Below are 25,710 nucleotides of genomic sequence, written 5' to 3'. Positions count from 1 at the left end.
GCAAAGAAAAACTACAACCTTAGCGGGAATATCGTTACAGTAACGGCACTCTATTTATTTGGTTTTTATTATGTTTCACCCTATTTCGATTTTTATTGGGTTACGCTATTTACGTGGCCGCTCAGGTGACCGGTTTAGCCGTTTTGTCTCTTATATGTCTACCGCCGGGATCATGATTGGTGTGATGGCATTAGTGACTGTTCTTTCTGTGATGAATGGTTTTGAAGCGCAATTAAAAAATCGTGTCCTTGGAGTATTACCACAAGCGGTAATTAGTCAAGCACAAGAGAAAACGCCTTGGCAGCAACAAGCGCCAGAGTTTGTGCGCCAATTATCACCACAAAAAGAGCCAGAGCCAATTGTCCGCAGTGAAGCAATCATACAAAGTGCATCACAGCTTTCTGCTGGGTTAATGGTGGGTATCGAACCTAACGTTGATGATCCTATCCGGAATTATTTGATTGCTGGGCGAGTCAACGATTTACAGTCTGGAGCTTATCAGATTTTTTTAGGGCATACCTTAGCGCGTAATTTAAATGTGTCGGTCGGGGATACGGTGCGACTCATGGTGACACAGGCGAGTCAATTTACCCCATTAGGGCGAATACCGAGCCAGCGTAACTTTACCGTTGCTGGGATGTTTAATACCGGCTCTGATCTTGATGGGCTACTGATGGTGACACATCTCCGAGATGCGGGACGATTACTTCGTTTTGATGATCAAACGATTTCTGGTTGGCGCATTTTTTTGCAGGATCCGTTCGATGTGACCGAGTTATCTCAAACGACATTACCTACCGGTTGGTACTGGCGTGATTGGCGAGAGCAGCGAGGCGAATTATTTCAAGCCGTGAGGATGGAAAAGAATATTATGGGGCTGATGCTTGGACTGATTGTCGGCGTGGCAGCCTTTAATATTATTTCAGCCTTGATCATGGTGGTGATGGAAAAACAAGCGGAAGTGGCTATTTTAAAAACCCAAGGTATGAGCGCCCGCCAAATATTGATGATTTTTATAGTTCAAGGAGCGAGCAGTGGTGTGATTGGAGCTGTGGTTGGTGGTGCGTTAGGGATTATTGTTGCCATGAATTTGAATGCTCTGTTGGCATTGGCTGGCGTGGCTCTTTTTTCTGTTGGTGGTTCTCTGCCTGTTGTGATCAATCCATTGCAAATCATCGCTGTGGTTTTATTGGCGATTGTATTGAGTTTTATGGCTACACTATTTCCTTCTTACCGCGCATCTGCGGTTAAACCCGCTGAGGCTTTACGTTATGAATAACCTTTTACGCTGTCACCAAATTTGTAAAACTTACCAAGAAGGTGAATTAGAAACCCAAGTACTTAAAGGCGTTAGTTTTGACATGCAACGTGGAGAGCTGGTGTCGATCATTGGTTCTTCAGGATCAGGTAAGAGTACTTTACTGCATATTTTAGGTGCATTAGATGAAGCCAATAGTGGCAATATCGAGTTTCTTGGCCATCATCTCAACGCATTGAGTTCAAATAAACAAGCCAAAATCCGTAACCAACATTTGGGATTTGTTTATCAATTTCATCATTTATTAGCCGATTTTACTGCACTAGAAAATGTGGCCATGCCTTTATTGATTGGGGGACAATCGGTAACAAAAGCAAAGCAAGCTGCGCAGCAGTTACTCACTCGCGTTGGGCTTGCGCATCGGTTACAGCATCGTCCTTCTGAATTATCTGGAGGCGAACGTCAACGTGTGGCCATAGCGCGCGCGTTAGTCAATCGACCAGATTTAGTCCTAGCTGATGAACCGACAGGGAATTTAGATCATCAAACTGCATTAGCTATTTACGATTTGATGCGTGAGCTGAACCGTGAATTTGCGACGGCTTTTCTCGTGGTAACCCATGATGGCCAGTTAGCGGCCAAGATGGATAGACAACTGCATATGCAAGATGGTCTTTTACTCACGGTCTCGGAGGCATAATGTTTGTCAGTTTGTCTTTATTGATTGGGGCACGTTTTAGTCGAGCTAAACAACGTAATAAGCTGGTGTCCTTTATCTCTTTAGCTTCAACGCTTGGGATAGCGGTGGGGGTCGCGGTTATTATTGTTGGCTTATCTGCGATGAATGGCTTTGAAAGAGAGTTGCAACAGCGTGTTTTATCCGTGATTCCCCATGGTGAATTAGAAGGCGTTCGAGGCCCGATCGAAGATTGGCCGAGGATCGTGCAGCAAGCGACCTCTCATCCGAGAGTCAAAGCTGCCGCGCCATACGTTAAGTTTACTGCGTTGGCGGAAAAAGGTATCCAATTGAAAGCGATCGAAGTTCGCGGTGTTGATCCCGATAGAGAGCGCGCTGTTTCCCAACTGGCTCAGTTTGTGACACCGGAAGTTTGGGAGAGGTTTATTTCAGGTGAGCAGCAAGTCATTCTCGGACAAGGTGTGGCAAAACAATTAGCCGTGAATATCGGAGATTGGATCACGTTAATGATCCCAACGCAACAACATGATAGGCGGGTCCAAGCGCCCAAGAGAATCCGGGTGAAAATTGTTGGTTTATTGAATCTTAATGGACAAATTGACCATAACCTCGCACTGTTACCTTTGCAAGATGCCCAACTATACAGTCAGTTAGGTAATAAGGTGACCGGCGTTGCTCTTAATGTGACAGAGGTTTTGAATGCCAACCAAATAGTACGTGAAGTGGGTAATACTCTACATGAATATGTTTATTTACGCAGTTGGCAGCAAAAATATGGTTTTTTGTATCGAGATATTCAATTAGTTAGAACGATTATGTATTTGGTGATGGTCTTAGTGATTGGCGTCGCTAGCTTTAATATTGTATCGACCTTAATGATGGCGGTGAAAGATCGAGCCGCTGATATTGCGATTTTACGCACTATGGGAGCCAGCGATGGTTTAGTGAAACGTATTTTTGTTTGGCAAGGTGTTTTTTCTGGTGTGCTCGGCAGCTTAGTGGGCAGTGCTGTGGGAACGGTGATCGCATCGAATTTAACTTTTTTAATGAAAGGGCTTGAGTCGCTCGTTGGTCATTCGTTTTTATCTGGAGACATCTATTTTGTTGATTTTCTACCTTCACAACTGATGATGAGTGATGTGTTTTTGGTGTCAGGCACGGCGATTATGCTTAGTTTATTGGCAACTTGGTATCCTGCTGCTCGAGCCAGTCGTCTGCACCCGGCATCAGTGCTTCGCAGTAAATAGTCTTAGTACTCCCCCTAGCCAGTGCAAAGGGGGTTTTTCTCATGATGAGTCCACAACTAATTGCAAACGAAGTTGCGATTGGTCCGCAATTTTCTACCTCAAGTGTGTTTTCTTGTTATTGAATCATCAGTGAATCGATTACAGTTTTTTTATGTGACGTTTTTGCCAACTGCGGACGACCGAATATCGCCATAACCAGCGAATGCCAAAATATCCCAAAAGAGCGGCAATGGTGCCACAGATTATACTGCCTAATAGGAATGGGGGGCCAATAGCGTGCATCTGATGGTGAAGAAATTCCCAGCTCAGTTCGAAATGAAAATCTTGCGGCGGAGCTTTCATCACCCAAGCCCCGACTTTATAAGAAAAATAAAAGATAAAAGGCATGGTAATGGGATTAGTAATCCAGACTAAAGCTACCGATAGCGGTAGGTTAACCCCACATAAAATGGCGATACCTGCTGACATGATCATTTGGCTAGGTAGCGGAATGAAAGCCATAAATAAGCCAACAGCAAAAGCACCAGCGGCAGAGCGTCGATTTAAGCACCATAAATTGGGGTTATATAGGAGCGAGCCAAAAATTTTCAATGCCTTTTGACGCTTAATTACCGAGTGTTCTGGCATAAAACGCTTAATAAATTTTCTTGGCATAGGGGATCATGACTCTCTTATCGAATTACTGGACACTGGCTTCATTCTCATTAACGGTGATCTCTGCCCCATATTGGCCTTGGATGCCTAACTGGTTTATAGCATTAGGTCTACTTATTGCTTTGAGTCTGAGTTTACTGGTTAACCGGTGCAGAGGATGCATCGGGATTGCTCTGGCTTTATTGGTAATAATAACACAGGGTAATTTAGTGAGAGCGCAGTCCAATATTATCTTACAATTTGATGGTGATATTACCATAAAAGGAGAAGTAAACAGCTTTTTTAACGCAACTTCGCACGGTTTTTCTGGTTCAGCTGTGGTTCGATCAATAAATCATCGTGCTTTACCATTTTTTTTGACCCCTAAAATACGCTTATCTGCGCCCATCGAATTACAACCGGGGGATCAATTTGAATTTCTGGTACAAGTAAAGCCAATTTATGGACGACTAAATGAAGTTGGATTTGATCTTGAGTCGTATTATCTCAGTCAACGTTGGGTCGCGCGTGCTAATGTCAAAGCTAATTCAACCTACCAAGTGATCTCGAATAACCATTTACGTTCAAAACTCTACTCAACGGTGAAGCAATTAACGGAGTTTAGTGCCGTACAAGGCATTATTCTTGCGCTGACTTTTGGCGAGCGCAGTTTGATTACTGAACAACAGTGGTTAGGGCTACGTAATAGTGGGTTGATTCATCTTACTGCGATATCAGGGCTACATATTGGTATGGCGTTTGGAGTGGGTTATGGCCTTGGCCTACTACTGAGCAGAATAGTCAAGCGTGGATTGTGGCTACCTTTTTTATTGGGTGGCGTTGTTGCGCTAGGGTACGCTTGGCTTGCTGGGTTTACATTACCGACGCAGCGCGCTTTAATTATGTGCTGGCTAACGATTTTATTGCTGATGTTGCACATCAAAGTGACCGCAACACAGCGAATCCTCCTTACTTTAGCCGCGGTTTTATTATGGGATCCATTTACGGCTCTCACGGCCAGTTTTTGGTTATCTTTTCTCGCTGTTAGTCTGGTGATTTATCAAATATCAACTCTTAATCCACAGTTAATTTGGTGGAAAAAAGCACTTTGGGGACAATGCCGACTGGCGATACTGATGATTCCAATGAGCGCCTACTTTTTTGCTGGGGTTAGTCTTTCTTCCGTTCTTTATAACATATTGTTTATTCCTTGGTTTAGTGTGGTGGTCATCCCAGTGCTGTTTCTGGCCTTACTTGGCTATAGCATGTTCCAGAGTGAGGTCTCTTGGTGGTGGCAGTGGGTGGATTGGGCATTATGGCCGCTTCATTCTTCATTGAACTTCTCAGAACAGAGTTGGCTTGATCTTAGCTTATCAATTCAGTATTTCTTGTTACTGCTACTGATCCTATGGTTTTTCAGGCCAATATTGACATTAAGAGCTTGGGTGGCGATCGGTTGTATTATGGGGGCGATGTGGATCTGCCTTCCGGATAAAAAAAGTTGGCGGGTTGATGTGTTAGATGTCGGCCATGGCTTAGCGGTATTGATCGAACGAAATAATGCCTTTGTTTTGTATGATACAGGAAGCAGTTGGCAAGGGGGAAGTTATGCTCAATCACTGGTGGCTCCTTTGCTTTTACATCGTGGTGCGACAGCACTTGATGGTGTGATTATTAGCCACTTAGATAATGATCATGCGGGAGGGCTGAATGATATTCAGCGGTTGCTGTCGCCGAGTTGGATTCGTTCTAGTCAAAAAAGAGAGGGGTTTCGCGCTTGTATTCAAGGTGAATCTTGGCAATGGCAAGGGTTAACGTTTACTGCGCTTTGGCCTCCTCGATTAGTGCAACGTGCTGAAAATCCTCACTCATGCGTGGTACGGGTTGAAGAGCCAGAGTATGGTCACTCTCTATTGTTAACCGGAGATGTGACAGCGATAGTCGAATGGTTACTAAGTCGAGAGCCAGCCATATTAGCCAGTGATGTGATGCTAGTGCCTCACCATGGTAGCCAAACTTCTTCAACGCTTAACTTTATTCAGCGGGTGAGTCCACAACTGGCATTGGCGTCTCTGGCGAAAGGCCACCGCTGGCAGTTACCCCATCCTGAGGTGTTGGCCCGGTATCAAGCCCTTGGCATTGACTGGCAAGATACCGGTGAGTCTGGGCAACTTTCGTTATTATATCATCAAGGCCATCGCCAATTGCTGGCCTTACGTAAAAGAGGAATCATCCCTTGGTATAGGCAGATGCTACGTAACGAGGTAGAATAAGAACAATATTGTCATATTTATTAAGCATCTCTATGTCTCTCAATTCTGATGAAACAACCTGGCAAACCTTCAAGCGCCTTTGGACCTACATCCGTCTTTACAAAGCGGGGTTAGTTTTAGCGGTTATCGCGCTGGTGATGAACGCGCTGTCTGATACTTACATGATCTCTTTGCTCAAACCATTATTGGATGAAGGATTTGGCAGCAGCGATTCCAGTTTCTTACAAATATTGCCTTTTATTATTTTAGGTTTGATGTTTATTCGCGGTTGTAGCAGCTTTGTTTCTGCTTACTGTTTGAGTTGGGTCTCGGGGAATGTTGTGATGCAGATGCGTCGGCGCATTTTTCATCAATTCATGCATATGCCAGTGAGTTTCTTTGACCGAGAATCTACCGGTGGCTTGCTCTCTCGAATTACATACGATTCAGAACAAGTTGCCGGAGCAACTAGCCGGGCACTGGTCAGTATTGTTCGCGAAGGGGCCAGTATTATTGGCCTATTAACCTTAATGTTTTGGAACAGTTGGCAATTATCGTTGGTGCTGATCGTCGTAGCGCCTATTGTTGCATTAGGTATCCGTGTTGTTTCGAAGCGGTTTCGCAAAATATCGAAAAATATGCAAACGACCATGGGGCATGTCACTTCTTCTGCGGAGCAGATGCTAAAAGGCCATAAAGTCGTCTTGAGCTATGGAGGACAAGAGGTCGAGCGCAAACGTTTTGATAATGTTAGCAATCGGATGCGTCAGCAAACCATGAAGCTGGTATCAGCGCAAGCCGTTGCTGACCCTGTTATTCAGATGATTGCCTCATTAGCCTTGGTGACTGTACTTTTCTTAGCCAGTGTCGACTCCATTCGCGCCGATTTAACACCAGGAACCTTTACGGTGGTTTTTTCTGCAATGTTTGGCTTAATGCGTCCGTTAAAAGCATTAACCAATGTCACGTCGGATTTTCAGCGTGGTATGGCGGCAACGCAAACCTTGTTTGCGTTAATGGATCTGGAAACAGAACGTGATCACGGTAAATTTGAAACCGATAAAGTTCGTGGTGATATTGTCGTGAAAGATGTGACTTTTACCTACCAAGGTAAGGAGAAACCAGCGTTATCTCATATCAGTTTTGCTATTCCACAAGGTAAAACTGTTGCTTTAGTTGGGCGCTCAGGCTCTGGGAAGTCAACCATTGCTAACTTATTTACCCGTTTCTATGATGTCGATTCAGGCTCTATTTGTCTTGATGAGCATGATATTCGTGATTATACCCTAGCGAATTTACGTCAACATTTTGCTCTTGTTTCACAAAACGTTCACCTCTTTAATGACACGATTGCGAATAATATTGCTTATGCAGCAGAGGGGCAGTACACCAGAGAGCAAATAGAAGAGGCAGCACGACTCGCGCATGCGATGGACTTTATTCAACATATGCCGGATGGATTAGATACCATGATCGGTGAAAACGGTGCCAGCCTCTCCGGTGGTCAACGGCAACGAGTGGCGATCGCTCGAGCTTTACTCAGAGATGCGCCAGTTCTCATCTTAGATGAAGCAACATCGGCCTTGGATACTGAGTCTGAACGAGCGATTCAAGCGGCGTTAGATGAGCTACAGAAAAATAAAACAGTCTTAGTGATTGCTCACCGTCTTTCAACGATAGAAAAAGCGGATGAAATTTTAGTAGTCGATGATGGTGAAATCATTGAACGCGGAAAACATGCGGAATTGATCGCTAAAAATGGCGCGTATGCCCAGCTTCATCGTATCCAGTTCGGTGATTAATCCGTGATTGAAAAACTTTGGTTTGAGCGTCATCTAAGCTACTTTCTTTTGTGGCCACTGTTGTGGCCGCTGAGTTTAGTGTTCAAGCTCATCAGTTCAGCGCGGCGGCGTGCTTTTCAACAAGGAAAAAAAGCAAGTTATAAGGCACCTGTTCCCGTTTTTGTGGTCGGAAACATTACCGCTGGTGGCAATGGTAAAACACCTTTCGTCATTTGGTTGGTGGAAACATTACAGCGACAGGGTTATCGAGCGGGAGTTGTTTCTCGGGGTTATGGTGGAAAAGCACCGGTCTATCCATTATTAGTGACGGAGTCGACTCCTACGTCACATTGTGGTGATGAGCCGAAGCTGATTTATCAGCGCACTCACGCTCCTGTTGCTGTGGATCCGGTACGAGTAAATGCCGTTAAAGCGCTTTTAGCGCTCGGGGTTGAGGTAATTGTAACCGATGATGGTTTACAACACTATGCACTAGAGAGAGAGATCGAGTTTGCTGTTGTTGATGGGGTACGGCGCTTTGGAAATCAGCAATTGATACCGCTTGGCCCTCTCCGAGAGCCGGTTTCACGTTTGCAAGAGGTAGATTTTATTATTACCAATGGTGGGCAAGCCAAAACTGGGGAGATCGGAATGACTTTATCGCCCAGCTTGGCGGTCAATCTTGTGACTGGGGAGCGAGTAGACGTGAGTCAACTGACCGATTTAGTCGCGTGGGCGGGGATTGGTCATCCTGAACGTTTTTTTAAAACGCTACAAACATTAGGTGCCAAACCTATCGTGACACATGGATTTGCTGATCATCAGGCTTTTGATGAGTCGCAACTGAAAGTGTTAGCGAAGAAAGGCGACAACGTAATAATGACGGAAAAAGATGCCGTTAAATGTACTGAGTTTGCAGAGGCTAACTGGTGGTATTTACCGGTTTCTGCCCAGATAGTTTCTGAACATGAACAGTGCATTTTGAAGACAATTAAAGAGGTTATGGAACTGTATGGATCATCGTCTGCTTGAAATCGTAGCTTGTCCGGTTTGTAAAGGGAAACTAACTTACGATAAAGAGAATCAAGAGTTAATTTGTAAATTTGATCGTCTTGCTTATCCTATCAAAGAAGGGATTCCGGTGTTACTGGAACCCGAAGCGCGCACAATGAAGATGGAAGAGGGGCGCTAATGTCATTTACAGTGGTGATCCCAGCGCGATATCAATCCACCCGCTTACCGGGTAAGCCGTTGGCTGATATTGGTGGTAAGCCAATGATTCAATGGGTTTATGAACAAGCGCAGCAAGCAGGGGCTGAGCGAGTCATTGTTGCTACCGATGATCATCGAGTTGAGCAAGCGGTGCAAAACTTCGGTGGAACGGTTTGTATGACATCGGCTGAACACCAGTCTGGTACCGAACGTCTCGCTGAAGTGGTGGCCTTAATGGGGATTGATCATGATCATATCATTGTCAATGTGCAAGGGGATGAACCTTTGATCCCCCCTTGTATTATTCGCCAAGTGGCGGATAACTTATCATCAAGCCAAGCACCGATGGCAACGCTCGCTGTTGAGATTGATAGCCAAGATGAAATCTTTAACCCCAATGCGGTTAAGGTCGTCACGGATCAAGACGGATACGCACTTTATTTTAGTCGAGCCGCGATCCCTTGGGATCGGGATAATTTCGCTTTACCAGATAAACGGGTTATTCAACCTTTGATGCGGCACATTGGTATTTATGCGTATCGGGCCGGGTTTATTAATACTTATATCCGTTGGCAGCCGAGTATGTTAGAAAAGATTGAAAGCTTGGAACAACTCAGAGTGCTTTGGTATGGTGAAAAAATCCACGTCGCAGTGGCTTTTGAGGCACCACCAGCTGGGGTTGATACAGCAGAAGATCTCGCAGCAGTTCGCCGAATTATTGCTGTGAGCTAAAATTGAACGCTAAGGTATCCCTACCTTACTGAAATTGCATAACGCTATTCCCGTTCACGACGCTTTGGTGTGATTGGGAACAGCGTTATTTTGTTACCTCGGTCATCATATCGGCTGATGAGCCGCACATCAGTGTTTACTTTCGTGGTCATTTTTCTTCGGGCAAGTTGCTAATAATTCATATCGACCACTTTCTTTCAACTCCTCGAGCTTAACATCAAATCCCCATAGGCGGTGCATATGTTTGAGTACTTCATGATAGCTTGGATCCAAAGGAATCCGCTCATGAGGAATGTATAACAAGGTGATAGAACGATCTCCTCGTACATCGACATTATACACTTGAATGTTGGGTTCTAAATGACTCAAGTTGTATTGTGCGGCGAGTTTTTCACGAATTTTTTTGTAACCTAATTCATCATGAATCGCACTAATTTCAATAAAATTTTTATGGTCATCATCACAAATAGCAAACAGCTTAAAATCGCGGATTAACTTCGGTGATAGATACTGGCTAATAAAGCTTTCGTCTTTATAGTTACGCATTGCAAAGTGAACGGCGTCTAACCAATCACTTCCCGCTAGTTCAGGAAACCAGTATTTATCTTCTTCGGTTGGTTCTTCACAAATGCGTTTGATATCTCGAAACATAGCAAACCCTAAAGCGTAAGGGTTAATGCCACTATAATAAGGGCTATTGTAAGCTGGTTGTGCCACAACGCTGGTATGGCTATGTAAAAATTCAAGAATAAATTTATCAGAGACGATACCTTCATCATAGAGATGGTTGAGAATGGTGTAGTGCCAGAATGTGGCCCAGCCTTCATTCATGACTTGAGTTTGTTTCTGTGGGTAAAAGTATTGGCTGATTTTGCGGACAATCCGTACAATTTCTCGCTGCCAAGGCTCAAGTAGTGGCGCATGTTTTTCAATAAAGTAAAGAATATTTTCTTGAGGCTCACTTGGGAAGCGGGCCTGAGATTCGGTTTCCTTGACTTTTTGCGGTACCGTACGCCAGAGTGCGTTCACCTGAGATTGCAAGTACGCCTCACGCTCTTCTTGGCGTGCTTTTTCTTCCGCAATGGATATTTTTTCTGGGCGTTTATACCGATCAACGCCATAGTTCATGAGCGCATGACAAGAATCGAGCAGTTGTTCAACTTCATGAATACCATATTTTTCTTCACATTCGGCTAGATAGTTTTTAGCAAATAAAAGGTAGTCAATGATCGAATTGGCATCTGTCCATGTTTGAAATAGGTAGTTACCTTTAAAGAAAGAGTTATGTCCGTAGCAAGCATGAGCCATGACTAATGCTTGCATCGTAACCGTATTTTCTTCCATCAAGTAGGCAATACAAGGATCGGAGTTAATCACAATCTCATACGCTAGCCCCATCTGGCCATGTTTGTAGTTTTGTTCCGTTTGGATAAACTTTTTACCAAATGACCAATGATTATAATTGATCGGCATTCCAATACTAGAATAGGCATCCATCATCTGTTCCGAGGTGATGACTTCTATCTGATTAGGATAGGTATCTAGCCGATAATATTGGGCAACTCGTTTGATTTCTTGATGATACTGTTCAAGTAGTTCAAAGGTCCAATCAGGCCCATCGGGTAAGCGCTTTTTATTGGCGCTGATTGTGGATTTTTTATGATTCATATCGGTTTCCCCTATGCCGTTTCCTGATGGAATAGCTCCCTAAACACAGGGAATATATCTTCAACATTGCGAATGTTTTTCATCGCAAAGTGGTCATGGGTATCGATCAGCTTTTCGTACTCATACCATAAAGTTTGGTGAGAGCGTCGGGTTATCTCTATGTAAGCAAAGTACTGACATTCGGGAAGTAATTGATTGGCGAGTAGTTCTTTACAACGAGGTGAATCATCTGCCCAGTTATCGCCATCTGAGGCTTGTGCGGCGTAAATATTCCATTCTCCTTGTGGATAACGCTCTTTAACAATGTCATGCATCAATTTTAGCGCGCTGGAAACAATGGTTCCTCCCGTCTCTTGTGAATAGAAAAATTCATGTTCATCCACCTCTTTGGCTTGGGTATGATGGCGGATAAAAACAACCTCGACATTTTCATAAGTCCGAGTAAGAAATAGATAAAGCAGCACATAAAAACGTTTGGCGATGTCTTTGGTCGCTTGATCCATTGAACCAGAAACATCCATTAAGCAAAACATTACGGCTTGGCTAGAAGGAACTGGGCGTTTTTCATAGTTTTTAAAACGTAAATCAAAGGTATCAATAAAGGGTACACTGTCAATTTTACGTCTTAATTCGGCTATCTCTTCTTTAAGCTGTTTTTCGACTAATAATTGCGCTGGCTCCGCGAGCTGGATCTTTTCCAGTTCGTCTTCTAACTCTTGCATTAAGCGGCGTTTTCCGGCGGTCATGGCCGTTCGACGAGCTAAAGATTGTTGTAACGAACGGACAATAGCAATATTGGCCGGAACGCCTGCGGTTTGAAAGCCTGAGCGATGTGTTTTCCACTCTTTAATTTTATTGAGCTGCGTTTTTTCAAGGTTAGGGAGCGCTAAGTCTTCAAATAGAATATCCAAATATTCATCTTTTGAAATTTGGAACACGAAATCATCTTCGCCTTCACCATCTTTACTGGCATCTCCTTCACCAGAACCGTCACCTTGGCCACCACCTTTAGGTCGTTCTATTTTATCGCCACGAATAAACTGATCATTGCCCGGATGCACTCGTTCTTTTAAACCGCCTTTCCCTTGATGGAAAATCGGCTCTTTAATATCGCGTTGTGGAATCGAAATATCTTCGCCAGACTCAGTATTGGTGATCGATCGTTGATTAACAGCATCCGCGACGGACTCTTTAATTTGATCCTTATAACGGCGTAAAAAACGCTGCCGATTGACGGCACTTTTATTTTTACCGTTCAACCTTCTGTCAATAAATTGCGCCATGAAATTCTCCCTGTAAACGTCAAACCTATAAGCTTGCATTGCTTATACGCTTTGCGGGGTGGCTCATCGGTCAGTGACTTGATAGGACAACACAGATTGATGAGCCACTTGCACAATTAAGAGGATTTGCGAACCCGTAAATACCACTCGGAGAGTAGTCTAACTTGCTTCTCGGTATAGCCTTTTTCCATCATCCGAGCGACAAAGTTGTCGTGTTTCTTCTGATCTTCAGAAGAAGTTTTTGCATTAAATGAGATAACGGGTAGCAGCTCCTCTGTATTGGAGAACATTTTTTTCTCGATTACGGTGCGTAGTTTTTCATAACTTGTCCAAACAGGATTTTGGCCATTATTGTTAGCTCGTGCACGCAAGACAAAGTTAACAATTTCATTACGGAAATCTTTAGGATTACTGATTCCTGCGGTTTTTTCGATTTTCTCCAATTCATCATTGAGTGCTGAGCGATCAAACAGTTGACCGGTTTCTGGGTCGCGATACTCTTGATCTTGAATCCAGAAGTCGGCATAAGTGACGTAACGATCAAAAATATTCTGTCCATATTCAGAATAAGATTCTAGGTAGGCGGTTTGAATCTCTTTACCAATAAATTCGACATAGCGAGGTACCAGATACCCCTTGATAAATTCAAGGTAACGATCGGCCGTTTCTTGTGGAAATTGTTCTCGTTCAACTTGCTGCTCAATCACGTAGAATAAATGAACGGGATTTGCGGCGACCTCTGCTTGATCGAAGTTAAATACGCGCGATAAAATTTTAAATGCAAAACGTGTTGAAAGGCCTGACATGCCTTCATCAACTCCAGCGTAGTCTCGGTATTCTTGGTAACTTTTGGCTTTCGGATCAGTATCTTTTAGCGTTTCACCATCGTAGACACGCATTTTTGAGAAGATCGATGAATTTTCTGGCACTTTTAGCCGCGATAGCACACTAAATTGTGCAAGTAACTCTAACGTACTTGGTGCACGAGGTGCTTGGCATAGTTCACTGTGTTCAAGTAGTTTTTCATAAATTTTAATTTCTTCTGAAACTCGTAAACAATAAGGCACTTTGACGATATACACTCGATCCAAGAAAGCTTCATTATTTTTATTATTACGAAAGGTTTGCCACTCTGACTCATTGGAGTGAGCGAGGATCATGCCATCAAAGGGCAGGGCTGATAAGCCCTCTGTACCGTTGTAGTTTCCTTCTTGAGTTGCGGTGAGCAGTGGGTGTAACACTTTGATGGGCGCTTTAAACATTTCGACGAATTCCATCAACCCTTGGTTTGCCCGACATAAAGCACCAGAATAGCTATAAGCATCTGGATCATCTTGGGAATAGTGCTCCAGTTTACGAATGTCGACTTTTCCTACCAGAGAGGAAATGTCTTGATTATTTTCATCACCAGGTTCGGTTTTTGCGATCGCGATTTGGTCTAGAATAGAAGGACGCACCTTCACCACTTTAAATTGGGTAATATCGCCTCCAAATTCATGTAATCGCTTGGCGGCCCACGGAGACATAATCGAGCGTAAATAACGTTTTTCTATGCCATATTCACGTTTAAGAAGATCGCCGTCTTCAGTCACATCAAACAGGCAAAATGGGTGATCATTCACTGGGCTACGTTGGCCATTAGCAGAAAGAACATAAATAGGCATTTGTTGCATCAAGGCTTTGAGCTTTTCAGCTAACGACGATTTTCCCCCACCAACAGGGCCAAGTAGATATAGAATCTGTTTACGTTCTTCTAGCCCTTGAGCGGCGTGTTTTAGATAAGAAACTATCTGTTCAATCGCTTCTTCCATGCCATAAAACTCGGCAAAGGGCTGATAGCGAGATATTACTCGATTAGAAAAAAGCCGACTCAACCGAGGATCCTTAGAGGTGTCGATGAGTTCAGGTTTGCCGATCGCCAGTAGTAGACGCTCAGCGGCATTTGCATAAGCACTTTTGTCATCTTTGCATAGATCTAAAAAGGCTTGTATGGACAGTTCTTCATCCTTGGCTGCTTCATAGCGGGCCTGAAAGTGGTCAAAAATACTCATTGTGCATCCCCTCTTTAAATGTCTTATCGGACATATAACCGCTGAAAAACATAACTCCCTAACATGTTAAGCCTAGATCGAGTTTAGCGATTTTGCTTAAAGATTATGTGTTTATTTAAAATTGGGGATGAAATTTGGCTGGTGTATTTCCCATTAAAAAAACTGAAATATGAATTTTGTAGTGAAAATGATGGGCGATGCTCAGGGGGCATTCATTTAATGACGACTAACTTGAACCGGTAAGTTGTTTGGGTGTAACAAAGATTGTATCAATAGATTTCAGGCTCTATGATTATCCTATTGTTTGTTATCGATACAGAATGTAGGGTGAATATGCGTTATTTAAGGATTAAACGACGATGGTTTTTTTCTTTTCTGCTCATTTCTTCGGCAGTGAATGCAGAAGTGTCTCAGTGGTCATTAGGATTAGCGGCGGCTTATTCTCCTGCCGTTTATAAAGATACGCCATCGAATCGAACCGTGATCCCAGTCATTGGCTATGAAGGTGAGCATATTTTTCTTCGCGGTTTTGATGCTGGGTATCGTTTATTTCCGCGGGGAGCATCGCAAAATATTGTCTTTCGCGTTGCTTTTGATCCTAGAACGCTTAAGCCTTCTGATTCCGATGATCCGCAAATACGTTTACTCGATAAACGTAAAGCGACGGTTTTAGGTGGAGTAAGCTACCAGCTATACACGATGCTCGGGATGTGGGAAGCGAGTATTGGCTCAGATATTGCCGGCAGGCACAACGGTGTTTATGGTGAGTTAGCTTGGCGTTTTCCGCTGCGTTTTAAAGGTTGGGGGATTACCCCTGCTATTGGGTATGCTTATAACTCTGACAACCTCAATAACCATTTATATGGTGTATCAGCACAAGAAGCTGTTCGCAGTGGATTAGAGAAATACGATGCCAATTGGGAAGGGCAATACTTTGTTGGCGCGAGCGCTTATTGGGCGGTAGCGCATAATATACGTATTTCTGGCGGCGTTCGTTACACCAACTTAGCGGGGGGGATTTCCGAAAGCCCCGTTGTAGGACGTGATGCCGGCACGATGGGCACAATCGGTATCGTTTACTTATTTTAGAACTCAAAACGAAAGGGAAGCGATATCGCTTCCCTGTTCTGTTGGTGATGCATTAAGCTTTGATGATTTGCATTAGTTCATTGGCCGATAAATGGTATTGTCTTGGGCAATTTCTCCATGTTACTAGCATGCGACGATATTTATCTTGCATAGGAATTTGGCTGTTAAATTGGTGTTCATTCGGCTCAAATTGCGGGTAAAGTTTTTCTGTGCTCACTAGAAAACGGACATAGTTGACTAATTGTGCTTCAGAAGCAATATCATAACCAAGAAAATTTAAGCGGCGAGCATCAAGATGTTGGCGATGGCTGTCATCAAGCATTTTATAAGATTCTTGCATCGCATGATACATCTCCATTACGTCGATCACTTCGCGACATTCGGCTTCAGATAAGCATCCAAACTCTTTGTTTAACTCACACATCTGTAGTTCGTAACCACGCTCAATGATCGTTTGTAAACGCTTATATTTATCGGCATTGGTCGGGTCGAGTTGAGACATTAAAACATATTGGTTTGATAGAATTAGACGCTGTGCATTAGTCATTTCCATGGCTGGCCTCATTATACTTAATATTGGTCAATTTGCTTAAGATAAGGTTAACAGCAATCGATGTTTTTGAAACATGATCTCAACACAGATTTAATGTTAAAAGAATAAAATATCGACGTTATTAGAATAGAGCGCCAAGAACCGTTTGGATTGACCTGTAGAGATGGTCATTTTCGGGTTGGTAAGACGATGAGAGTGAACAAAAAAACACCAGGAATATCCCGGTGTTTTTATGGTTAAAGCTTAGTATTTGACGTTTGAATGGTACTGCTTCAATACCGAAACAATCTTATCCATGGTTTCTTTACTGGGTGGGTTTACCCCTTCTAGGGGATAGGTTTCTCCCATCGCTTCCCATTTATGGGCACCTAATTTGTGATAAGGAAGAAGCTCTATTTTTTCAATATTATCCATTTCTTGAATAAACTGACCAAGTAGATGAGCGGATTCTTCATCATCAGTATAACCGGGAACCACGACGTAGCGGATCCAAGTAGCCTTGCCTATTTTATGCAGATAACGTGCAAAATCTAAGGTGCGTTTGTTGGAAACGCCAATCAGATCTTGATGAACATCATCTTTTATTTGTTTGATATCTAACATAACGAGATCGGTCACATCCAAAACTTCATCAATGACAGGTGTATATTTACGAATATAGCCATTGGTATCTAAACAGGTATGAATACCTTCTGCTTTTGCTGCTCTAAAAAAGTCACGGACAAACTCTGGTTGTAACATGGATTCACCACCGGAGCAGGTGACACCTCCTCCAGAAGCATTCATAAAATGTCGGTAAGATTTGGCTTCAGCAATAATTTCTTCTACGGAGACTTCCTTACCAGAATGGGTATCCCATGTATCTCTATTATGGCAATACTTACAACGAAATAAGCAACCTTGTAAAAATATAATGAATCGAATACCTGGGCCATCGACAGTACCGCAAGACTCAAATGAATGGATACGACCAATAGTAGACATAAGCTGCTCTCATTTACTGTATTTAATTGTTATTTTATTACAAAAGGTGAGGATTAAATAGGGGTTTGTAGCGGTACAGTTGCTTCGTCAAACCTTTCGTTGTGCTTAAAACTCGTTTCACGGGAACAAGATCTCACCGCTCAAGATAAAAGTAACGCATCTATTTTACGTTGTTCACAAGTAAAAAAACCTCGCTCAAAGAGCGAGGTTTGATGTCAATAATAACGACTAAGTGATTATAGTGATTCAGTGAACGTACGTGCGATAACGTCTTGTTGCTGCTCAGCAGTTAAAGAGTTAAAACGAACGGCGTAACCTGATACACGAATAGTCAATTGTGGATATTTCTCTGGGTGTTTAACCGCATCCAATAGCGTTTCACGATTAAGCACGTTCACGTTTAAGTGCTGACCGCCTTCAATGCCTGATTCATGGTGGAAGTAACCATCCATTAGACCAGCCAAGTTAGCACGTTGTGAACCTTCATCTTTACCAAGTGCATTCGGTACGATAGAGAAAGTATAAGAAATACCATCTTTAGCATGAGCAAATGGAAGTTTACCGACAGAGGTCAATGAAGCCACTGCACCTTTTTCATCACGGCCATGCATTGGGTTTGCACCAGGAGCAAATGGGGCACCAGCGCGACGTCCATCTGGTGTATTACCAGTTTTCTTACCATAAACAACGTTTGAAGTAATGGTTAGAATTGACTGGGTTGGAATCGCATCGCGGTAAGTTTTCAGTGAACGGATTTTGTTCATGAAGACTTCAACTAATTCACAAGCGATGTCATCCACGCGAGGATCGTTGTTACCAAATTTAGGATAATCACCTTCGATTTCAAAGTCGACAGCAATACCATCTTCATCACGAATTGGTTTTACTTTGGCATATTTAATGGCAGACAGAGAGTCAGCAGCAACAGATAGACCTGCGATACCGCACGCCATAGTACGTTTTACGTCACGATCATGCAGAGCCATCAATGCCGCTTCATAGCTATATTTATCATGCATGTAGTGGATAGAGTTCAATGCTGTGACGTATTGTTTTGCTAACCAATCCATGAAGTGATCCATCTTGTCCCACACATCAGCGTAGTCAAGCACTTCATCAGTGATCTTAGGCATTTTAGGGCCAACTTGCATTTTTAGCTTCTCATCCATACCACCGTTGATGGTGTAAAGCATGGTTTTTGCTAAGTTTGCACGTGCGCCAAAGAACTGCATTTGTTTACCCACAATCATTGGGGATACACAACATGCGATGGCATAGTCGTCAGACTCAAAGTCAGGACGCATGAGGTCATCGTTTTCATACTGAATAGATGAAGTATCGATAGACACTTTAGCACAGAATTTTTTGAAGCCAGCAGGTAGCTGTTCAGACCATAGAACTGTGATGTTTGGCTCTGGAGATGGCCCCATAGTGTATAAGCTATTGAGGAAGCGGAAGTTGGTACGTGTAACTAAAGTACGACCGTCAAGACCCATACCACCCATAGATTCAGTTGCCCAAATTGGGTCGCCAGAGAACAGTTCATCATATTCTGGTGTACGTAAGAAGCGAACCATACGTAGTTTCATGACGAAATGGTCGATCATCTCTTGCGCTTCTTCTTCTGTGATTTTGCCCGCTTTCATATCGCGTTCAATATACACATCAAGGAAAGTAGAAGTACGGCCAAGAGACATTGCAGCACCGTTTTGAGACTTAACGGCAGCTAGGTAGCCAAAGTAAGTCCATTGGATAGCTTCTTGAGCTGTTTCTGCTGGACGACCGATGTCACAACCATATTTTTCAGCCATTTTTTTCATTTGGCCTAGAGCACGATGTTGCTCGGCAATTTCTTCACGAAGTTGCATGGTCATGTGAAGATCTTCGCCATTTTCAAATTTCTCTTGTAGAGAAGTGAATTGAGCGAATTTATCTTTCATTAGGTAGTCAATACCGTATAGAGCGATACGACGGTAATCACCAATGATACGGCCACGGCCATATGCATCAGGAAGACCAGTCAGAACACCTGATTTACGACAAGCCAAAATTTCTGGTGTATAAATATCAAATACACCTTGGTTGTGTGTTTTACGGTATTCGGTGTAGATTTTTTTTACTTCAGGATCGAGTTCACGATCATAAGCCTTGCACGAACTCTCGATCATACGGATACCACCGTTAGGGATAAGAGCACGTTTTAAAGGTTTTTCAGTTTGAAGACCGACGATTTTTTCTAGGTCTTTTTCGATGTAGCCCGCATCGTGAGCAGTGATGGTAGAAATAACAGAAGTGTCGAAATCAACAGGAGCATGTGTTGAGTTCTCTTGTTTGATTCCTTCCATTACTTTTTCCCAAAGCTTTTTGGTTGCTTCAGTACCTTCAGAAACTAGGAAAGATTCGTCACCTTCATACGGTGTGTAGTTCTTTTGAATAAAATCACGAACATTGACTTCGTTTTGCCAGTCACCTGCAACAAAACCTTCCCAAGCTTTAGCAAATTGCTCTGCCATGACATACCTACCTTTTTAGTAGAAAAAACACGTACTGTTTCGCCGTTGAGCCAGCTATCTTGCATCACACAAGAGGCAGTACACTCTATGAATAACAATATCTATAGTCGAATCGACATACACATTAGTTTGAATATAAATATTGTCATTGGTTCCTGTTGATAGCCAATTTAAGCTAAAAAAAAATCGTAAACCTTAAACTAAATCAATAAAACTTAAAAAATATAGATAAAGTTTGGGTAGTGTCTTCACACTACCCAAATTGCTATCCTTTATATTTAGTGAGTATAGACAGGTTTCCCGATCTTGTTCACTCTGTCAATGCGATGGCTTAATGTAGCCAAGCTTTAATCCCGTACTGACCATCCAGCATGCCGACCGCTAACATGGCGATTAAACAAATAATCAGTACACCACCTGGGATGATTATCTTATCGACGAAGGAAAGTTTCTCTGCACGTGATTTATCGCCAATCAGACCGTTATTGTCCAGCAACATCGTTAATGCCCAAGCTAATACAGGGTTGACAACCGCAGAACCAAAGATACAAATCCCCGCTGCTTGCGAATCTTTTGTGTCTCTGACCATTTGCATCCCCGCTTCTAGTAAAGGAAGGAATACCCCAACAAGTAGAGCAACACGCATAACTGGAGGCCACACCGCAACATCCATTGGGAAGCCTAAGATAGCGATAGTCATCACTAAACAACCAAGAATGATCGCGCCACCAGGAATAGGACGTTTTGCAATCGCAGCTGGGATCATATAGGTACCCCAAGATGAAGTGATATTACCGCCGCCTAAGGCAGTGCCAACCATTTGTCGGATTGAACACATCGTCATTGTGTCATCCACATCCATCAATACTTTTTCCGTTTTACGAGGGTAGTTGAGTTCTTGGAAAATACGATGGCCTAAGAAATCAGGTGACCACATAGCTACGGCAAGAATAGCGAAAGGTAAAGAGGCGATGAAGTGCTCAAGGGTAGGCAAACCAAGCATCCATCCTTGTTCAGTGCTTCCCCACCAGTAGATAGGGTTAAGATTCGGCAAACCTGTTTGTGTTTCAAATTTTAGATCAAAACCCGCACCAAAAATTAATGCCAGCAGTAATCCAGTAAAGGCACAAACGGGAATGGCCAGCCAGCGCATATTAATTTTGGCAAGGAAGGCATAAAGCACAATGTTGACGCCCAGTACAATGAGCCCGATATAGCCCATATCACCGGCGGCAATATTTGCAGACTGTAAACTGGTTGCCCATTCTTGTATAGAGGTGATTTGGCTCATGGTTCCGGTAAAACCGAGGAAAATAAGCAAACCACCGGCTGTTCCCTCCGAGGTCAGGTTGACCAATTTGGAGCCACCTTTAAAATAGCTCAATATTAACCCGAAGATACCCAGTAAAATGGCAAGTGCAAGAGGGTGGGCACCGGCAAGCGCGATGGTACCGATGAGTGGAATCATTGGGCCATGGTTACCTGCTAGGTTAGCTCGTGGATTAAAAAAACCTGAGGCAAGAACACAGAAGAGTAAAGCTGGGAATAACATTTCCACCCGCGCCACTTCGATAGCGAAGTCTTTCCCCAGATTAATGTGATCCCAAGTTTGAGTTAACCCTTCCGCCCACGACATACTGACGGCAGAGTACATGGCAATAATGCCAATCGTTCCTGCAAGTGCAGGAACAAAGTCTTCCAACTCAAAACGGAAGTCTCGCCCGGGAAGGTTTAACCCGAAGCGGCGTGGCTTCATGATTTGCAACTCATGATCTAAGTAATCGGAGCGGCTGGTAAACTCAGATGCTGGACGATGCAGTTCTTGATAACTTTTCGTCTCGATGTCTGAGCGCTCTTGATTGACTACGTCTGACATAGATTCCTCATATTGATAAAAGTTAGTAAATTTTTATTGAATTTTATTTAACTTGCTAACACAACAATGTATTCGTTGCATAATCATTAGTCTTATGCATTTTCTAGCGACCAACATTATGAATATAGAGCATTATTTACTCTTTTATTGGTTAGCGAGTTTAACGTGCTCATTCTATAGGGTGATTGATCTTGATCACTTTAATTATGAATATGAAATAAAACTACAGAAACATAGAAAAATCAGCCACATAGAAAGATATTTCATGAAATTTTCTTTCATATATTACAATTTGTAACTAAATAGATAACTGTCGATGATGTTTTTTGAGTGTAACAATTGTTACTTAAGAAACGCGTTGCAATATAAATTCTATGTGTGTTGTTGTTAAAGTGTTGCATATCTTGTCGTTTATTTGTGTGTTGCAAGACCAGAAATATGATCTTTAGTGGGCTTTTGTTGAATTAATATTCATGTGTAATGATTAGATATTTTTATTTAGAGGGTTAATAACATGTTGCACGTGTTAGGGTTGAGTGCTAATTTGTAGAAAAATCAAGCTGGATTGCTTGACGTGAATCAATACAGGGAGTTAAAGCGCATGACCGATCTACCCGCGCTGGACATCAAAAACTTGCATAAAACATTTGCTCAAAATGAAGTGCTCAAAGGAATTTCACTACAGGCAAATAAAGGGGATGTTATTTCGATCATTGGCTCTTCCGGCTCAGGGAAAAGTACCTTCCTACGTTGTATTAATTTACTCGAAACGCCAACATCTGGTGAAATTTGGGTTAACAATGAACTGATTGAAATGAAAATGACTCGCCAAGGTGACATTAGGCCGGTGAGCGATAAACAGGTTCAGCGTATTCGTTCACGTTTAGCGATGGTTTTTCAGGGGTTTAATCTTTGGTCCCATATGACAGTGCTAGAAAATGTGATTGAAGCACCTGTGCATGTTCTCAATATTGCTAAGGATCAAGCCATCGCGAATGCTGAAGCTTTGTTAAAAAAAGTGGGGCTTTATGAACGCCGAGATTATTACCCCGGACACCTATCAGGAGGGCAGCAGCAACGAGCTGCGATTGCTCGTGCATTAGCGGTTGAACCTGAGGTTTTATTGTTTGATGAACCTACGTCTGCGCTCGACCCTGAATTAGTGGGTGAGGTCTTAGGCGTGATGAAAGATCTTGCTCAAGAGGGAAGAACCATGTTGGTTGTCACCCATGAAATGGCATTCGCTCGTGATGTTTCTAGCCATGTCATGTTTTTACACCAAGGGATCGTTGAAGAGCAAGGGGAGCCTGAAAAATTATTCATCTACCCTGAGTCAGAGCGGCTGAAGCAGTTTATTTCATCAATTTATTAGGGTCAACAAACCCTAGTTACCTACCGAGTTAATACGAGTGTCACTTCAAGCGACACGGGCATAAACACCCATCTATTTCGACGATATTTATGGATAATAAAGACAGTAAAACAATCACAGGAGTATGGATATGAAAAAGTGGTTATTAATGGCGGCAGTGGCAGCAACGGCCATTTCTGGGCTGGCCCAAGCAAAAGAGTGGAAAGTTGTTCGCTTTGGCATCGAAGGCGCTTATCCTCCTTTTAGTTGGACAGAAGCGGATGGATCATTACGTGGTTTTGATGTGGATATGGCTAATGCTCTCTGTCAAGAAATGCAAGTGGAATGTCGCATCGTTCCACAAGATTGGGATGGCATTATCCCTTCGCTACTGGCACGGAAATATGATGCGATTATTGCTGCGATGTCGATTACCGAAGAGCGTAAAAAACGAATTGATTTTACGCACAAATATGCACTGATCCCTAATCGATTTATTGCTAAAAAAGGAGCCGAATTGGATTTTAGCCCGCAAGGTTTGAAAGACGTAAAAATAGGTGTGCAGCGAGCAACAACTCACGATAAATATTTGACCGATAACTATGGTAAGTCGATCAATATTGTACGTTATGGTTCGTTTGACGAGGCCTATCTTGACTTAGCGAATGGGCGTATTTCCGCTGTGTTAGGTGATGCGTCTGCGTTAGAAGAAGGGGTCTTGAATAAAGTGGGAGGAGAGGCTTATGAATTTGTTGGCCCTTCATTAACGGATCCACAGTGGTTTGGAGAAGGATTTGGCATTGCGGTTCGTAAACAGGATAAAGACTTAACGAAGCGACTCAATCAAGCCATTGTATCTTTACGTGAGCAAGGCATTTATCAAAAAATAGCAGCGCAGTATTTTAGCTATGATGTTTATGGTGATTGAGTGATATTGCTGGCTATCTACTACGGGAATGTTTTGGCTAGAGGCTAAGCTAGGAGGTTGGTTACTCGTTGAACACGGTATCCAACCTCCCAGGGCCTAGAAAGAGGGTTTATGCTTGCTTAATCTACAGGGATACGAAGTAGCGATTTTAAAAGGCGCGCTGCTGACGATTGAAGTGGCTTTATTATCGCTGCTATTTGCCATACTACTCGGGATGTTAGGGGCTCTGGCTAAATTGGCTCCTTTTCGCTGGGCAAGGGCCATTGCGACCCTCTATACCACCATCATTCGTGGTATCCCTGATTTAGTCCTGATGATGTTGATCTTTTTTGGGGGGCAAATTCTCCTGAATCACAGTTTATATTCGCTCAATGAATGGCTAAATAGCGGTTTGGCTTATTTTTATCCTAACCACCAATGGACTTCTTATCTCCCTGATTACATTGATGTTAGCCCATTTATTGCCGGGGTGTTAACCATCGGCTTCATATTTGGTGCTTATATGGCTGAAACGTTCCGCGGCGCGATTATGGCAGTCGATAAAGGGGAGTTAGAAGCAGCAAAAGCTTATGGAATGAGCGGATTTTTAGTGTTTCGACGAATATTGCTGCCTCAGATGATTCGTCATGCCCTGCCAGGGTTTGGCAACAATTGGTTAGTCTTATTAAAAACGACAGCCTTAGTTTCTATTATTGGATTAGAAGACATGGTTCGGGTGAGTGCGATGGCTGCCGGTTCAACCAAAATGCCTTTTACTTTTTATCTCACCGTTGCTTTGATTTTCTTATTTTTTACCAGCGTATCGACTGGTTTACTGAAATTAGTTGAACGTAAATTCAGCATGCATACGAGGTCGTGATGGATTTTTCAGTGATCGTTGCCAGTTTGCCACTTTATTTTAGTGGATTATGGATCACAACGTGGTTGGTTGGGTTATCTCTGATCATTGGCTTAGCGGTGGCAATTCCTCTTGCGATTGCTCGTAATCATCAACACCCACTGGTTTGGATTCCGGCTTGGGGATATATCTATTTTTTCCGAGGGACACCGTTACTCGTTCAGCTGTACCTAATTTATTATGGGATGGATCAATTTTTTCCAGTGAAAGATACATGGTGGGAGCATGCATGGTTTTGTGCACTCGTTGCTTTTATCTTCAATACATCAGCCTATACCGCAGAGATTGTTCGTGGGGCGATTAACGGTTTGGATAAAGGAGAGTTAGAAGCGGCCAAGGCTTATGGAATGACACCGTGGTTAACCTATCGGCGGATTATTTTACCTAGCGCTATGCGTCGTGCTTTGCCTGCGTACAGTAACGAAGTGATTTTTATGATACACGGTAGCGCGGTAGCAGGGATCGTAACCATTATGGATTTAACGGGAGTGGCGAGATTGGTGAACTCTCGGCACTATGCGCCATTTGAATCGTTTTTAACTGCGGGGTTATTTTATATGGGGTTAACCTTCATCGTGATTGCTTGCTTTAAACAAGCGGAAAAACGTTATTTGGCTTATTTAGCACCACGGCAATAACACCTTGTGCCCTGCTTGGTCTCAGCTTTGGGCACAAGTTTAGGGTCTGTTTATCTCGAACAAAAT

Annotated in this window: 21 protein-coding genes; 13 read left to right on the top strand and 8 right to left on the bottom strand. The window is 43.0% G+C overall.

Going from position 1 to position 25,710, the window contains the following annotated elements; translation table 11 throughout:
• The first annotated feature begins 70 nt into the window (after window positions 1–70).
• Genes lolC through lolE form a run of 3 tightly spaced genes read left to right on the top strand, consistent with a single transcriptional unit; the run spans window position 71 to window position 3,202 of the window.
• Window positions 71–1,279 (top strand): lipoprotein-releasing ABC transporter permease subunit LolC, encoded by a 1,209-nt coding sequence (lolC, locus tag CAG57_RS04315; RefSeq protein ID WP_161426893.1) that lies wholly within the window; start codon window positions 71–73, stop codon window positions 1,277–1,279.
• Complete coding sequence (gene lolD, locus CAG57_RS04310; protein WP_099612172.1) at window positions 1,272–1,958, top strand: lipoprotein-releasing ABC transporter ATP-binding protein LolD; 687 nt, start codon at window positions 1,272–1,274, stop codon at window positions 1,956–1,958. Before lolC ends, lolD begins: the two co-directional genes overlap by 8 nt.
• The gene (lolE, locus tag CAG57_RS04305) at window positions 1,958–3,202 is read left to right on the top strand and encodes a lipoprotein-releasing ABC transporter permease subunit LolE (RefSeq protein WP_161426894.1); all 1,245 of its coding nucleotides are present in this window, start codon (window positions 1,958–1,960) and stop codon (window positions 3,200–3,202) included. The genes lolD and lolE overlap by 1 nt, the downstream gene beginning before the upstream one ends.
• Before the next feature lie 138 nt (window positions 3,203–3,340).
• Here the strand turns inward: lolE and CAG57_RS04300 are convergent, their stop codons facing one another.
• The gene (locus tag CAG57_RS04300) at window positions 3,341–3,856 is read right to left on the bottom strand and encodes a DUF2062 domain-containing protein (protein ID WP_161426895.1); all 516 of its coding nucleotides are present in this window, start codon (window positions 3,854–3,856) and stop codon (window positions 3,341–3,343) included.
• Between the two features lie 8 nt (window positions 3,857–3,864).
• On the opposite strand from CAG57_RS04300, the gene CAG57_RS04295 reads away from it, so the two are divergent.
• The 5 genes from CAG57_RS04295 to kdsB are packed head-to-tail and all read left to right on the top strand — an operon-like array spanning window position 3,865 to window position 9,812.
• On the top strand, window positions 3,865–6,108 hold the full coding sequence (locus CAG57_RS04295; protein WP_161426896.1) for a DNA internalization-related competence protein ComEC/Rec2: 2,244 nt from the start codon (window positions 3,865–3,867) through the stop codon (window positions 6,106–6,108).
• A gap of 32 nt (window positions 6,109–6,140) precedes the next feature.
• Window positions 6,141–7,889 (top strand): lipid A ABC transporter ATP-binding protein/permease MsbA, encoded by a 1,749-nt coding sequence (gene msbA / locus CAG57_RS04290; RefSeq protein ID WP_099612176.1) that lies wholly within the window; start codon window positions 6,141–6,143, stop codon window positions 7,887–7,889.
• 3 nt (window positions 7,890–7,892) lie between these two features.
• Window positions 7,893–8,900, top strand: coding sequence for a tetraacyldisaccharide 4'-kinase (gene lpxK, locus CAG57_RS04285; protein WP_099612177.1), 1,008 nt, complete (start codon window positions 7,893–7,895; stop codon window positions 8,898–8,900).
• Entirely contained in the window at window positions 8,881–9,060 is a 180-nt protein-coding gene (locus CAG57_RS04280; protein ID WP_099612178.1) for a Trm112 family protein, read from the top strand. The genes lpxK and CAG57_RS04280 overlap by 20 nt, the downstream gene beginning before the upstream one ends.
• On the top strand, window positions 9,060–9,812 hold the full coding sequence (gene kdsB / locus CAG57_RS04275) for a 3-deoxy-manno-octulosonate cytidylyltransferase (RefSeq protein WP_161426897.1): 753 nt from the start codon (window positions 9,060–9,062) through the stop codon (window positions 9,810–9,812). The genes CAG57_RS04280 and kdsB overlap by 1 nt, the downstream gene beginning before the upstream one ends.
• Window positions 9,813–9,941: 129 nt before the next feature.
• Here the strand turns inward: kdsB and CAG57_RS04270 are convergent, their stop codons facing one another.
• From CAG57_RS04270 to CAG57_RS04260, 3 genes are all read right to left on the bottom strand, one after another.
• The gene (locus CAG57_RS04270) at window positions 9,942–11,480 is read right to left on the bottom strand and encodes a SpoVR family protein (protein WP_099612180.1); all 1,539 of its coding nucleotides are present in this window, start codon (window positions 11,478–11,480) and stop codon (window positions 9,942–9,944) included.
• Window positions 11,481–11,491: 11 nt separating this feature from the next.
• Window positions 11,492–12,763, bottom strand: a complete 1,272-nt coding sequence (locus CAG57_RS04265) for a YeaH/YhbH family protein (protein WP_099612181.1) — start codon at window positions 12,761–12,763, stop codon at window positions 11,492–11,494.
• 116 nt (window positions 12,764–12,879) lie between these two features.
• Window positions 12,880–14,814 (bottom strand): PrkA family serine protein kinase, encoded by a 1,935-nt coding sequence (locus CAG57_RS04260; protein ID WP_099612182.1) that lies wholly within the window; start codon window positions 14,812–14,814, stop codon window positions 12,880–12,882.
• Between the two features lie 333 nt (window positions 14,815–15,147).
• On the opposite strand from CAG57_RS04260, the gene CAG57_RS04255 reads away from it, so the two are divergent.
• Entirely contained in the window at window positions 15,148–15,903 is a 756-nt protein-coding gene (locus CAG57_RS04255; RefSeq protein WP_161426899.1) for a MipA/OmpV family protein, read from the top strand.
• Between the two features lie 52 nt (window positions 15,904–15,955).
• Here CAG57_RS04255 and CAG57_RS04250 read toward each other — a convergent pair whose 3' ends face one another.
• From CAG57_RS04250 to CAG57_RS04235, 4 genes are all read right to left on the bottom strand, one after another.
• Window positions 15,956–16,456: a YfbU family protein gene (locus CAG57_RS04250; protein ID WP_099612184.1), complete on the bottom strand. Its 501-nt coding sequence runs from the start codon at window positions 16,454–16,456 to the stop codon at window positions 15,956–15,958.
• Window positions 16,457–16,699: 243 nt separating this feature from the next.
• Window positions 16,700–17,440 carry a pyruvate formate lyase 1-activating protein gene (gene pflA / locus CAG57_RS04245; protein WP_161433798.1) on the bottom strand — a complete coding sequence of 247 codons (741 nt, stop codon included), beginning with the start codon at window positions 17,438–17,440 and terminating at the stop codon, window positions 16,700–16,702.
• A gap of 236 nt (window positions 17,441–17,676) precedes the next feature.
• Complete coding sequence (gene pflB / locus CAG57_RS04240) at window positions 17,677–19,953, bottom strand: formate C-acetyltransferase (RefSeq protein WP_099612186.1); 2,277 nt, start codon at window positions 19,951–19,953, stop codon at window positions 17,677–17,679.
• 331 nt (window positions 19,954–20,284) lie between these two features.
• Window positions 20,285–21,829 (bottom strand): DUF3360 family protein, encoded by a 1,545-nt coding sequence (locus tag CAG57_RS04235; protein WP_161430678.1) that lies wholly within the window; start codon window positions 21,827–21,829, stop codon window positions 20,285–20,287.
• Between the two features lie 601 nt (window positions 21,830–22,430).
• On the opposite strand from CAG57_RS04235, the gene CAG57_RS04230 reads away from it, so the two are divergent.
• The 4 genes from CAG57_RS04230 (at window position 22,431) to CAG57_RS04215 (ending at window position 25,644) form a co-directional block, all read left to right on the top strand.
• Window positions 22,431–23,201 carry an ABC transporter ATP-binding protein gene (locus CAG57_RS04230; protein WP_161428535.1) on the top strand — a complete coding sequence of 257 codons (771 nt, stop codon included), beginning with the start codon at window positions 22,431–22,433 and terminating at the stop codon, window positions 23,199–23,201.
• Window positions 23,202–23,331: 130 nt separating this feature from the next.
• On the top strand, window positions 23,332–24,108 hold the full coding sequence (locus CAG57_RS04225; protein ID WP_161428534.1) for an ABC transporter substrate-binding protein: 777 nt from the start codon (window positions 23,332–23,334) through the stop codon (window positions 24,106–24,108).
• Window positions 24,109–24,223: 115 nt separating this feature from the next.
• A complete protein-coding gene (locus tag CAG57_RS04220; protein WP_161428533.1) occupies window positions 24,224–24,967 on the top strand; it encodes an ABC transporter permease in 744 nt (247 codons plus the stop codon).
• On the top strand, window positions 24,967–25,644 hold the full coding sequence (locus CAG57_RS04215) for an ABC transporter permease (RefSeq protein ID WP_099612188.1): 678 nt from the start codon (window positions 24,967–24,969) through the stop codon (window positions 25,642–25,644). Before CAG57_RS04220 ends, CAG57_RS04215 begins: the two co-directional genes overlap by 1 nt.
• The last annotated feature ends 66 nt before the right edge of the window (window positions 25,645–25,710 follow it).

Origin of the sequence: Vibrio sp. V30_P3S12P165 (assembly GCF_009904905.1) — a bacterium.
In the GTDB taxonomy this organism is placed as follows: Bacteria; Pseudomonadota; Gammaproteobacteria; order Enterobacterales; family Vibrionaceae; genus Vibrio; species Vibrio fujianensis.
The sequence above is the reverse complement of the archived record's forward strand: the minus strand, read 5'-3'. Positions and strand labels throughout refer to the sequence as shown.